This is a genomic window from Methanomicrobiales archaeon (assembly GCA_030019205.1).
Lineage (GTDB): Archaea > Halobacteriota > Methanomicrobia > Methanomicrobiales > JACTUA01 > JASEFH01.
In genome coordinates this window covers 1-11555 of sequence record JASEFH010000035.1, presented here as the reverse complement: position 1 = coordinate 11555, position 11555 = coordinate 1, and the positions used below count along the sequence as shown (strand labels likewise).

Sequence of the window (11555 nt, the reverse complement as noted above, 5' to 3'; positions counted from 1 at the left end):
CAAATCCGGTTCGACGCCATGCTCTCCAGTCCGAGCAGGAAAGCCCTGGACCTGCTTCGGTGGAGAGGACGGAGCCCTACATGCCACAGGGGCCTTCACCGCCGTCCTCTCCCCGGAGCTGCTGGCAGATCTCGCAGATGCGGTTTCCCAGGTCCTGCACTCTACCGTCCCTGAGGTCCTGCGCCAGCTGGCGGATGGAGGTCTTCACCTCCTCCTCGAAAACGATGCGGTATCCGCGCTTCTTCGAGAGGTACTGCGAGACCGCGGAGGGGGCCATATCCAGCATCCGTGCCGCCTCGAGCTGAGAGACGCCGCTTCGTACCAGTTCTTCGGCGATTGCCGCCCGAATCGCCGGAAGCACATCCCATACGATAATCTGGCAGGGGACTTTCATGGTATCACAACATTTAAGGGCTCACAATATTGAATATTGTGTGGAATTCACAATTGTGATTGGCCTCGCGAGTATAAAACACTTGCCGCAGCGGGCGGGTGGGGCATGTCCCCATCGGGAATCTTAACATGGAAGGGGCTTATAACAGTACCTGACGGGAGCACCATGGCAGAAGAGCGGCTCGTGTACATGGACCATGCGGCCACCACCCCGACCGATCCCGACGTCGTGCGGGCGATGAGCCCTTACCTGACGGAGAACTTCGGCAACCCCTCCTCCCTCTACCGCATCGCCCGGGAGGCGCGGGAGGCGGTGGAGCTGGCGCGGCAGAAGGTGGCGGCGGCGATCGGGGCGGATCCGGCGGAGATCTACTTCACCTCCGGCGGGACGGAGGCGGACAACTGGGCGATCAAGGGGGTGGCGTTCGCCAACCGCAGGAAGGGCAGCCACATCGTCACCTCGGCGATCGAGCACCACGCGGTCCTCCACCCCTGCCAGTGGCTGGAGAAGCAGGGATTCCCGGTCACCTACCTGCCCGTGGATGCGGACGGCCTGGTGAACCCGGGCGATCTGGAGAAGGCGATTACAGACGAGACCATCCTGGTCTCGATCATGGCCGCCAACAACGAGATCGGCACCATCCAGCCGATTGCAGAGCTGGGGAGGATCGCCCGCGAGCGCGGGATCTACTTCCACACCGATGCGGTGCAGGCGATCGGGGCGGTTCCGATCGACGTGCGGGCGATGCCGATCGACCTCCTCTCCCTCTCCGCCCACAAGTTCTACGGCCCGAAGGGGACGGGGGCGCTCTTCATCCGCAAAGGGGTGCGGATCGACAACCTGCTCCACGGCGGCGGGCAGGAGCGGAAGCGGCGGGCGAGCACCGAGAACGTCGCCGGCATCGTGGGCCTGGGCAGAGCGATCGAGCGGGCGACGACGGACATCCCCGGGCGGACTGCGCGGATCCGCGCCCTGCGGGACCGGCTCGCATCCGGAATCCTCTCCACCATCCCCCACACGCGCCTGAACGGCCACCCGGAGCTCCGGCTCCCGAACAACGTCAACATCTCCTTCCGCTTCGTCGAGGGGGAGTCGATGCTGCTCCTGCTGGACAGTTACGGAGTCGCCGCCTCCACGGGGAGCGCCTGCACCTCGGGATCGCTCGAGCCCTCCCACGTGCTGATGGCGATCGGGCTTCCCCACGAGATCGCCCACGGGTCGCTGCGGCTGACGCTCGGGGAGGAGAACACCGACGCGGACGTGGACTACGTCCTGTCCGTTCTGCCGAAGGTCGTCTCCCGCCTGCGGGAGATGTCCCCCCTGTACCACCAGTACCGCGAGGAGGAGAAGCATGTACAGCAGTAAAGTGATGGACCACTTCATGAACCCCCGGAACGTGGGGGTGATGGAGAATCCCGACGGTGTCGGCGAGGTGGGGAACCCCGTCTGCGGCGACATCATGAAGATCTTCATCAGGGTCGAGGAGAACCGCATCGTGGATGCGAAGTTCATGACGTTCGGCTGCGGTGCGGCGATCGCCAGCAGCAGCATGGCGACGGAGCTGATCAAGGGCAAGACGCTCGAGGAGGCCTGGGAGGTCTCGAACGCCGCGGTCGCCGAGGCGCTCGAGGGGCTCCCGCCCGTGAAGATGCACTGTTCGGTGCTGGCGGAGGAGGGGATCCACAAGGCGATCAACGACTACCGCACGAAAAAGGGCCTCGAACCCTGGCCCGAGGAGCGGGGCGCCCACCACGCCCTCCACACGGGGGAGGCAGAGGAGCCCTGATGGCGGAGCGGATCCGGGTATGCTGAGCGGACGGGAACGGGAGCGCTACCGGCGGCAGCTCCTGCTCTTCGGTGAGGAGGGGCAGGAGCGGCTGAAGCGGGCACGGGTCTTCATCGCCGGGGCCGGCGGGCTCGGCTCGCCGATCGCGATCTACCTGGCGGCCGCCGGGATCGGGCACATCCGCCTGGTGGACAGCGACGTGGTCGAGCGGACGAACCTGAACCGCCAGATCCTGCACTGGGAGATCGATATCGGGAGACCCAAGGTCCAGTCGGCCGGGGAGAAGCTGGAGCGGATCAATCCCGATATCGAGGTCGAGGTGATCCAGGAGACGCTGGATGCGGGGAACGTGCGGGAGCTGGTCGGGGATGCCGCTGCGATCGTGGATGCGATGGACAACTATGCGGCCCGCTACCTCCTCAACCGCACGGCTCTGGATCTGGGCATCCCCTTCTTCCACGGCGCGATCCGCGGATTCGACGGGCAGGCGACCACGATCCTGCCGGGCAGGACCGCCTGCCTCGCCTGCATCTTCCCGCGCCCGCCACCGGCGGACGTGTTTCCGGTTGTCGGGACCGCCCCGGGGATCATCGGGCTGGTGCAGGCGAACGAGGTGCTGAAGTACTTCCTCAACACCGGGAGCCTCCTTGAGAACCGCCTGCTCCTGTGGAACGGCATGGCGTCGGTGATGGAGGAGGTTGCCGTTGAGCGGAATCCCAGCTGTGCGGAGTGCGCCGCTGTGATATCAGCACATGGAGCGAAATAGCGTGATCGTGACTGTCAGGGCTTTTGCCCGGTTTCAGGACCTGTTCGGGCAGCAGAGCATTATCGAGCTGCCGGAGGGAGCAACACTCCGGGATCTCCTGAATGTCCTGGGGAGCCGCTCGCCGGAGGCCCGGGAAGCGCTGTTCGAAGAGAACCAATCTCTCCGGGACTACGTGATCCTGATGCGGAACCGGCGGCGGGTGGACCATGCAGAAGCAGCGGAAACCCTGCTGCACGACGGCGATGAGATCGCCGTCTTCCCGCCGGTCGCCGGAGGCTGATCCATGATCCGGCTTACGCATGGCGGATGCCGGGAGGATGATCGCGGAAGCCAAGACGCCTGCCATGGGGGCGATCGTGACCTTCCCCGGGATCGTGCGGGACAACGGCCTCGAGCGGATGGAGCTCGAGGTCAACGGGGATGTTGCGGTCCGGGAGTTCGATCCGATCGGGGATGCAGCGGCGGAGCGATTCCGCCTTCGCTCCGTGGACGTCGTGCACCGCATCGGCTCGCTTCAGGTGAATGACAGCATCCTGCCCATCATCGTCGGTGCCGCCCACCGAAAGGAGGCATTTGCAGGCTGCGAGTCCATCCTGGAGCGGATCAAGGAGCGCATCCCCGTCTGGAAGAAGGAGATCGCGCCCCGGGGCGCGCGATGGGCGGAGGGGAATCCGGGACCGTGAAAGGAACGTATGACTCTTATACCGTCGAGAATCTGTGCTCCTCCCGGATATCCGCGTGAATGGTCCTGCTCACCGGTACGACATGCGGCGCATTCGAGCGCCCCCGATCCCTCACCCGAGGGCATGGACGGATTGCGGGTATAGCACTGCTGCGAGGGCAATTTTACAGGCTCACAATCCCGGACTCCAGGGCGTCTTTTCGCTCGCGTGTCTGGAGTGTCCGGACGGCGCTGCAGGGCGGCGGGATCGCAGTCTCGCCGATGCTCCCCGGGGCCGAACCGGGCGGAGTGCAGACCCGTACGAAACTGGATCTGTCCTGTTCCCTGCTAACGAGCGTCGCCGTCCAGAGAGACGGTTCTCCCCCCTGCAGGCGTGGCATCCCCGATGCGATCCAGATCCAGGATGAGATCCTCAGCCGACTGGTAGCGCTGATCCGGGCCCTTCTTCAGGCAGCGGCAGATGATCGGCTCCACGGCAGCCGACGCCGGGACCAGATCCGTTGGCCGCACGGGATCTTTTTCCAGGATTGCCGACGTGATCTCCAGGATCCCCTCTCCGCCGAACGGCTGCCGCCCCGTGACGAGTTCATAGAAGACGACGCCCAGCTGGAAGATGTCCGTCCGCCGGTCGGTATCCCCGAACCGGGAGGGCGCCACCTGTTCGGGTGCTGCATAGGAGGGCGAGAAGCCGACCAGGGTCGGCAGGCGGCAGGCGGCGTGGATCCGGCTCATACCCCAGTCCGTGATCTTCGGTGTCCCGTCCGCCGTCAGGAGGATGTTCTCGGGCTTGATGTCGCGGTGGATCACGCCCCGCCGGTGGGCGTAGGCAAGCCCCTCTGCAATCCCGCGAACCAGCCGCACCGCCTCACAGACGCTGACAGGTTTCTCTATATCCGCCAGCGACCGCTCCACGTACTCCATCTCCACGGCCGGGATCGGCAGGATGTTTGCCCCCGTGATGCGGACGATGTTCTCGTGCTCGAGGTCCTTCCATGCCAGCATCTCCCGCATGAAGCAGGCGCCGGTCGTCTCGCTGGCATCCAGCGGGATCTTGATCGCCACGATCTGCCCGTCGCGGTCTCTCCGCGCTCGGTAGACCTGCGCCAGCCCGCCTGCCGCGATGGGCGTGATCTCCGAATAGGCGTTGCGGAGCGCCGCCGGAATCTCGGCCGCAGGCTGCGGCTGCGTCCCCACAACCGTCTCCGATCCTGCCGGCTCCACTGCGCCCTCCCGCGGGAGCGAACGGACCTGCCAGAGGGATGCAACGGCAGCGGCGGCGAACAGCGCCCCCATGAGAACCGCGGCATCCGCACGGCCCGGCGGTGCGAGGACCTGATACGGCAGCGCCAGCGCCATGACGGCGGAGGCGCCCGCATGATACCCCAGGGTGCCCGAAAGCCGCTGCCCCCACAGGAATCCGATGCCGAGCCCGAGGGCGGCTACGGCCAGCGACACCCCCAGCGCCAGCACCAGGATCGACCACCCCCGCTCCTGGAGATCCGCGGCGTACAGGGAGGCAGCGGTGAGGACGGCGAGGATCAGGTAGAGTACGGCAGCAGCCCTCCAGCGTTTCGGGTTCCCGGGAAGCCCCAGCCGCCGGGAGAAGTCCAGGACCAGCACCACCGCGCCCAGGAGCCCTCCCCCCAGGACCGCCAGGCCCAGGCGGCTGAACGAAAAGCTGCCGGCCTGTCCGAACGGCTCGGCCAGCCGTGCAGAGGACGGCGCCTCTGTGGTCCCCGACGCGAGGGTCGGCTGCGGTGTCGGTTCCAGAGCGGGAGAGTTCGCTGTGGTATCCTGCAGGGGAGTCCGATCGGCATTCCCGGTACCATCGGGGGACGGGGGACTGTCATCCGCTGTCTCCCTCCAGGGCGCTCCGGGCGTGCCGGGCGAGCCGGCAGAGCCGTTCTGCACCCCCCGGTTCGGCGCCTCGGGAGGTCCGGCGGCCAGAGCGGCAGCGACGCAGAGGACTGCCACAGCAAGGCAGACCAGCGCACAGAGCCGCAGGCGCATCTAGCCCTCCCCGGGGAGGTCCACCAGGACGATCAGGGCGGTGTGCGGACCCCTGCCCAGCTCCGCCACGTCCCCGTTTCGTATGGGCACCGCCTGCTCCGGCAACAGGGCTCGCCCGTTCAGCAGGGTGCCCCCGCTGCTCCCCCGGTCTTCGATGAACCAGCGGCCTCCCTCCCGGAAGATCACCGCATGCGGGCGGGAGATCCGGGTGACCGCCGCGTAGGCCGGGGCCAGCGCCAGGTCCGTGTCCGACGGGGTCTGACCGGGTTCGCCGCGCCCGATGCGGATACGGTCGCCGGCCAGGGGAAAGACCAGCCCGTCCTGCGGGCCGGAGACCACGACCAGCGCTGCGCGGCTGCTGGCAAGGGTCCTTCCGATCTCGTCCCGCAGATCCTCCATCCTGCGCCGCACCGCGGCATCCGAGATGGCACTCCGCACCGCGGAGAAGATCCCCAGGTTGCGGAGGATCCGCTCCATGGCTCCCGGCATGAGCGAGAACTTCCAGACCGGCAGGATCCCCCGGGATGTGGGCTGGCCGAAACCGGCCTCCTTCCTCACGAGGCCGATACCGAGGAGCCGGTAGAGGTGCTTCTTGGTGTTCTCGTAGGTGGCATCGGTCTCCTCGGCGATGGTGCGGATGTCCTTTGGCTCCTCCTCGATCGCCCGCAGGATCTTCAGCCGCTGGGGGTGGCCGAGCACCTCCAGGTACTCCGAGAGATCCTCGAGGAAGTCCGCATCGTAGTCCACGGCAAGGGTCTTCTCGCCCTTCCTCTCCGTCCGCTCCATGCCTGCACGTCCGGTACGTACTACTATTGCGCTCCATTGTCATTGTTCTTTGTACGATCTCCGGCAGTTCCACCACGGGACTGCCCGGTCCCACCCGGGAATCGGGGGCATTGTAGGAATATTTCTCCCGCCCGATCCCATGGTTGGTACGAAGGGTCTCATACCCTTCCGGTGGTCGACAGCATGAACAGACGCATTGCAGCGATCGGAATCGGAGCGGTCCTCCTGCTTCTCGTGGCAGCCGCACTGCCGGCAAGCGCCGCCGGCGGGGGGAACGCGCCCGAAGGCAATCCAGGGAATTGCACGGACTGCGGGGAGCACCAGTACCGCCATCGGATCGCCGCCTCCGCAGAGGCCTCCGGGGGCGGAGAGGCGGAGCAGGCCATGCACCGCTATGGAACCGAGCGGGGGGACTGCGATCGGCAGCGGCTGCGGGACGGGAGCGGCGACCGCTGTCCGCGGACCGCCTGAACGTCCCCCCTCATGAAAAAAGTAAAAGTATCTGCAGGCAGATGAAATTCCTGCAGGAGGTTGGCACATGAGAACTGTACTTTCGATTCTACTCATCGGCATGCTGCTCCTGGCCGCGGCGCCGATCGGCGCCCTGGCCGCGAGCGGCGACGCCGGCAGCGGTCCCGGGGGGGCCGCGGACCAGACGCAGTCCCGGATCCGGAACGAGACGGAACTGCGGCAGGGAGACGAGACAGCGGCGGGATTCCAGAACCAGACCGAACAGCGGTTCCGCAACGAGACGGAGGCGGGCGGTGCCGCGGACCGAATCCCGCCCCGGAACGGCACGGATCTCCGCCAGCAGATCCGCGACCGCGAGCACCAGCTCGCGCAGGAGACGAACCAGTCGCCGCTGCAGAACCGCGAGATCCTGGCCAACCAGAACCGCGTGCGGCTCGCGGTGCACGCCCTCCTTCTCATGAAGGACGAACTCGATGGCATCGGCCAGAACGTCTCGGCGATCGCACAGGAGTTCGACAACTCCGTCCAGGCGACCATCCGTGCAGAAGAGCGGATCCGGGAGCGGAATGCCGTGGTGCGGTTCTTTGCGGGCGGGGACGAAGGAGCGGCCGGGGAGATCGACCGCGAGGTGATCCGGAACCGGGAGCGGATCCGCCAGATGGAGCAGCTGGTGGACCAGTGCCGCTGCGACCCCGATGCGCGGGCAGCCCTCCGCGAGCAGCTGCAGGTCATGGCGCAGGAGCAGGATCGGCTCCAGAACCTGGCCCGGCAGGAGAGGGAGGATAAAGGTCTGATCGGCTGGCTGTGGAAGTGATCTCCCTCTTTTTCAATTCGCCTCAGGCGGGAGCTCCGCCATACGGCATCTTCCACGGCATCTGGCGCCCCCGAGCCAGTCCGATCCCTGCCCTCTCCACCTTGTTATCCCCGTCTGCGGGGCCGCCATCGGCACGGCGTTCCCGGGCATCACCCGTCCCGCTGAAGACCGGGGAGCGATCGCTCTCCAACCGCGTCACCGCCCGCAGACCGGACGCCAGCGCAACTCCGGGATCGCGATCCGGGATGCGGCGGGTTTCCTGAAGGAGAAGGGCTATGTCTCCCTCCCGATGCAGGAGCGCCTCGGGGGAAGTGCAGCACGATCGACCGGGAGTGCACGGCATCCGGGAGCCCCGATTCCCGTGCGCCTCCGCAGCTCCACCGTCCCGGCGCTGCGTTCGCGGTTCGAGCAGCCTGCGGTACAGGTCAGGGTCGGGCAGCGGTTGCGGAATGCTTCGATCTCGTCCGCAGCGAGAAAGGGGGGGCAATCCCGCGAGCGCCGCCGGGACGGCGTCGGCGGCACCGCCATCCCTGCGCCGGAGCTTCCGCACGGTGGCGGCGAGGCGTTCCCCGCGAATCGAGGGGGGATCCGCGAGTTCCGTTCCCCTGACAGAAGAATCTCCGGTACTCCGATATGCCTGTTCGACGACTGAAGTGGCGGTTCCTTGCTTGTTATGGGCATGGAATGATCCGGGGCCGGCGCAACCCAGATATTTCGGTCGAATCTAGGCAAAATGAAGGTTTTGGGATTTCTTCAGGGCCCATGAGCTATGAGTTTTTCGGACGCCCGCGAACGACGCGCGATCTGCCGCCCGGCCCGGGCACCGGATCCTCGAAAGGGGGCGCAAATATTCTCGAAAAGCCTATACCCAGCACCAGCATCCGCCCCCCGATCCTGTTCAAAGAGATCCCGGGCAGGGATTACCGAAGTATCATGGATCTCCTGGAGGCGATGTCAGGGATTACGGGCATTCTCGATCGGGAAGGTCAAACACGGGTGATAGACGACAGCCAATCTCGGTACCCGCCCGGATGCCACCGATCCCCGAAGACCGCGGCTCGGATCCGGGCAATCCGCCATCCGTCTTTGAAAGTCGCCCGGATCTCCTGCTGCGTGACCCGGGGGGCCGTTTTCGCCGGGTTCGAGCTCGCTGTAGGCGAGCATGAGGTTAGTCGCTCCCGGCCGCATGACAGCGGCGAGACTCCGGGCGAAGCGCAGGCGATCGGGGGTCGGAGAGGGCGGGGAACAGACCGGCGCAGATGAATAGTATCGATGGCCCGGCTGAAATTCTCCATATCGAGGGCATCCTGCATCAGGAACGCGACAGGAAGATCGCCCCCGGCACAGAATCCGCTCCCCAGACCTTGTGACCGCGCTCAGCGAGAGGGAGGGCATTCTCCCCCTGTCCCTCGCCCGACGTCGAGGACGCCGCCGCGGATCCCCCCGTCTCCCCGAGGAGCACGGACTCCCGCTGTGGTCGGCCCGATCTCCCCGTTCAGACCCTTTATTCGCCTCATCGAAGATGCTCGTACAGGAGTGAAATTGCCCCTCCGGGAAGACGGGGTCTTATCCGTTGTGGACATGGCGTGAACCGGGGCCGCCGGACACCCTTGGCGCGAGACCCGTCGCGGTGGCTAAGAGATGGCACGATGGCCGCGAATAACCAGAATACGGGGATAAAAAAAGACGGTTTACCGCGTTCAGAAGAATTCTGCACAGCCGAACGCGTGCGTTACCGCTGCGATTCCTTCCCTCGCTCGGGAGACCCGGCCAGTTTCCCGTAGACCTCCTCCCCCAGGCACTCCCGCGCGTAGCGGCACCACTGCGCACAGGACAGGATGTCGTTGTAGACGACGAACCCGCAGCGGCTGCACGCCACCTCGCGGTCGTTGCTGAAGAGCTCCACCTCTTCCCCGCACCGGGGGCACTTCTTGATCGAGAGAGTCGGCGTGCGGAGGTTTGCCGCACCGGGGCAACCGGAGAATATGCCGGGCATGATCCAGGAGTTGCACGTCTGCGGTCAAGAGCCTATCCCTGTCCGTCCCCCCGGTACTCCCGGAGGAGCGCATCGGCATACGCGGAGGTCTTCTTCGTGGGGACGTAGTTGAACTGGCGGACCCGTTTCAGGATCTCCTCCCCGATCTCGGCCTCGTCCTTCAGGTGGAGGCGGCGGACATCCTCCAGGATCCAGTCGAGTCTGTCGATGCCCACCTCCTTTCCCTCGACCAGGATCTTGCGGATCTTGATCTCGTGCGGCGGGATGCCGCCGCAGATGGAGCAGTACCTCCCCTCCTTCTCCTCCGTCATGGATCACTCCCGGATCATGGTCAGGGACATCTTGAACCTCGTCGTCGCCGAGAGGGCGTGGGGGGCGTTGGCGGGGAAGATGATCGTCTCTCCCTCCCGCATCGCGTAGGTGGTGCCGGCCACCCAGACCTCGGCCTCCCCGTCCAGGATCGTGACCACGGCATCGTAGGGCGCCGTATGCTCGGAGAGCCCCTCCCCCTCGTCGAAGGCGAAGATGGTGATGCTGCCCGCGGGTTTGTTCACGATCATGCGGCTGGCGACCGTTCCGTCCTGGTAGGCGACCAGGTCTTTCAACGCCAGCGGTTTCCCGCGGATCTCGTCGCGACTCTTCTCTGCCATACCCTTCCTCTGTATCCTATGCTTTCAACCTAGATCCCAAGGTTCTTTCGCTTCGCCTCGATATGCGCCAGCATGGCATCGGCGGCCGCGGCCGCATCCCCTTCCACGAGCAGGGCGCCGCCGGTCATCCCCTTCAGGCCCTCTGTCAGGAGGTGTATCACGCCGGGCGCTCCGCTCGCGGTCGGCACCGGGTTCGCGTGGGTGGGGAGGAGCGCGAGCGCGAAGATCGCATCGATCGTCGCCTTCTGCTCCATGTACTCCGGAGCGGCAGCGACGACGGGCAGGTCGGGGACCGGCACGCCGCCGAGCGCTTCGCTGATGGCATACAGCAGGGCCGCGCACCGCCCGGTATCCGTGCAGGTGCCGTGAGCACCGGTGGGATCCCGTGAGCCGTGCAGAACGCCCCGAGGCCCGCCCCCGCCCGCTCTCTTGCTTCGGGAGCGCAGAGCCCGCCAACCTGCATCGCGGCATTCCCGCAGCCCATCGAGAGCACCAGGATGTCGCGCTGGATCAGCCCCTCCGCCACGGCAACGCTGTGCACGTCCTGGCCGTGGTCCCGCAGGCTGGTGCAGGAGCCGGGCCGCCTGATCCGCGGCTTTCGCCGGATCGTAGTCGATCCGCCCCGCGATCCCTTCGAACGCGACCGGTTCGCTGACCGGGACGAGCCGGAACCGGTACTTCTCCGCGTAGCGGGGATCCAGGGGGAGCGAGCAGTTCATGTCCGCCGCGAATACATCGACACATCCCGTCGCGAGGACCGCCTCCTGTGTGATCCAGTTCCCCGGGTAGCCGTAGAAGACGTAGTCCATGGGCCAGCGCTGGATCATCTCCTGGCCGGTCTCGATGTTCGCGATGATGCGGAGACCCTTTGCTCCCGCAGCCTTCGCCTTCTCCTGCCACTCCGGCCTCCGGGCTGGGTCCACGAGAGCGAATCCCAGGAACGGTTCGTGCCCGTTCGGGAGCACGTTCACGTAATCGGGATCCAGCACCCCGAGGTCCGCCCGCACCGGATGGGGCGGGGCACGCCGAAGAGGGCGTCCTGCAGGTGCTCCAGGACGATCTGGCTCTGGTAGGCCATCGCGATGGAGAGTCGCATCGCTTTTTTGGCCAGGCTGACCTGGTAGCCGTCCACGCTGGTCAGGCCGGAGCCCGTGGCGAGCACCACCTCGTGGTAGATGCCGGCGGGGAAGATGCCGAGTT

General features: G+C 66.2%; 14 protein-coding genes and 2 pseudogenes. 7 read left to right on the top strand and 9 right to left on the bottom strand.

The window, feature by feature from the left end:
* Positions 1–76: 76 nt before the first annotated feature.
* Positions 77–394 (bottom strand): transcriptional regulator, encoded by a 318-nt coding sequence (locus QMC96_12680; GenBank protein ID MDI6877611.1) that lies wholly within the window; start codon positions 392–394, stop codon positions 77–79.
* 165 nt (positions 395–559) lie between these two features.
* On the opposite strand from QMC96_12680, the gene nifS reads away from it, so the two are divergent.
* The 5 genes from nifS to QMC96_12655 are packed head-to-tail and all read left to right on the top strand — an operon-like array spanning position 560 to position 3629.
* Positions 560–1759 carry a cysteine desulfurase NifS gene (gene nifS / locus QMC96_12675; protein MDI6877610.1) on the top strand — a complete coding sequence of 400 codons (1200 nt, stop codon included), beginning with the start codon at positions 560–562 and terminating at the stop codon, positions 1757–1759.
* Positions 1746–2180, top strand: a complete 435-nt coding sequence (gene nifU, locus QMC96_12670; protein MDI6877609.1) for a Fe-S cluster assembly scaffold protein NifU — start codon at positions 1746–1748, stop codon at positions 2178–2180. The genes nifS and nifU overlap by 14 nt, the downstream gene beginning before the upstream one ends.
* A 19-nt stretch (positions 2181–2199) precedes the next feature.
* The gene (locus QMC96_12665; protein MDI6877608.1) at positions 2200–2946 is read left to right on the top strand and encodes a HesA/MoeB/ThiF family protein; all 747 of its coding nucleotides are present in this window, start codon (positions 2200–2202) and stop codon (positions 2944–2946) included.
* 1 nt (position 2947) lies between these two features.
* Positions 2948–3226 (top strand): MoaD family protein, encoded by a 279-nt coding sequence (locus tag QMC96_12660; GenBank protein MDI6877607.1) that lies wholly within the window; start codon positions 2948–2950, stop codon positions 3224–3226.
* Between the two features lie 37 nt (positions 3227–3263).
* The gene (locus QMC96_12655) at positions 3264–3629 is read left to right on the top strand and encodes a molybdenum cofactor biosynthesis protein MoaE (protein MDI6877606.1); all 366 of its coding nucleotides are present in this window, start codon (positions 3264–3266) and stop codon (positions 3627–3629) included.
* A 326-nt stretch (positions 3630–3955) separates the two neighbouring features.
* On the opposite strand, the gene QMC96_12650 is transcribed toward QMC96_12655, so the two are convergent.
* Both QMC96_12650 and QMC96_12645 read right to left on the bottom strand, forming a co-directional pair.
* Complete coding sequence (locus tag QMC96_12650) at positions 3956–5638, bottom strand: serine/threonine-protein kinase (GenBank protein ID MDI6877605.1); 1683 nt, start codon at positions 5636–5638, stop codon at positions 3956–3958.
* Positions 5639–6424 carry an FHA domain-containing protein gene (locus QMC96_12645; protein MDI6877604.1) on the bottom strand — a complete coding sequence of 262 codons (786 nt, stop codon included), beginning with the start codon at positions 6422–6424 and terminating at the stop codon, positions 5639–5641.
* Between the two features lie 183 nt (positions 6425–6607).
* Between QMC96_12645 and QMC96_12640 the strand changes: the two genes are divergently transcribed.
* Both QMC96_12640 and QMC96_12635 read left to right on the top strand, forming a co-directional pair.
* Positions 6608–6895 carry a hypothetical protein gene (locus QMC96_12640; protein MDI6877603.1) on the top strand — a complete coding sequence of 96 codons (288 nt, stop codon included), beginning with the start codon at positions 6608–6610 and terminating at the stop codon, positions 6893–6895.
* A 67-nt stretch (positions 6896–6962) separates the two neighbouring features.
* Entirely contained in the window at positions 6963–7709 is a 747-nt protein-coding gene (locus tag QMC96_12635; GenBank protein ID MDI6877602.1) for a hypothetical protein, read from the top strand.
* Positions 7710–9441: 1732 nt separating this feature from the next.
* Here the strand turns inward: QMC96_12635 and QMC96_12630 are convergent.
* The 6 genes and pseudogenes from QMC96_12630 to QMC96_12605 form a co-directional block, all read right to left on the bottom strand.
* Positions 9442–9705, bottom strand: a complete 264-nt coding sequence (locus tag QMC96_12630; GenBank protein MDI6877601.1) for a hypothetical protein — start codon at positions 9703–9705, stop codon at positions 9442–9444.
* Between the two features lie 32 nt (positions 9706–9737).
* Positions 9738–10016, bottom strand: coding sequence for an NAC family transcription factor (locus QMC96_12625; GenBank protein MDI6877600.1), 279 nt, complete (start codon positions 10014–10016; stop codon positions 9738–9740).
* A 3-nt stretch (positions 10017–10019) separates the two neighbouring features.
* On the bottom strand, positions 10020–10355 hold the full coding sequence (locus QMC96_12620; protein MDI6877599.1) for a cupin domain-containing protein: 336 nt from the start codon (positions 10353–10355) through the stop codon (positions 10020–10022).
* Between the two features lie 29 nt (positions 10356–10384).
* Positions 10385–10881 (bottom strand): annotated as a pseudogene (locus QMC96_12615) (hypothetical protein).
* Positions 10882–10993: 112 nt separating this feature from the next.
* Positions 10994–11320, bottom strand: a pseudogene (locus QMC96_12610) (carbon monoxide dehydrogenase).
* 2 nt (positions 11321–11322) lie between these two features.
* Positions 11323–11555 (bottom strand): hypothetical protein (locus tag QMC96_12605; GenBank protein MDI6877598.1); only part of this gene is annotated, 233 nt, incomplete at its 5' end.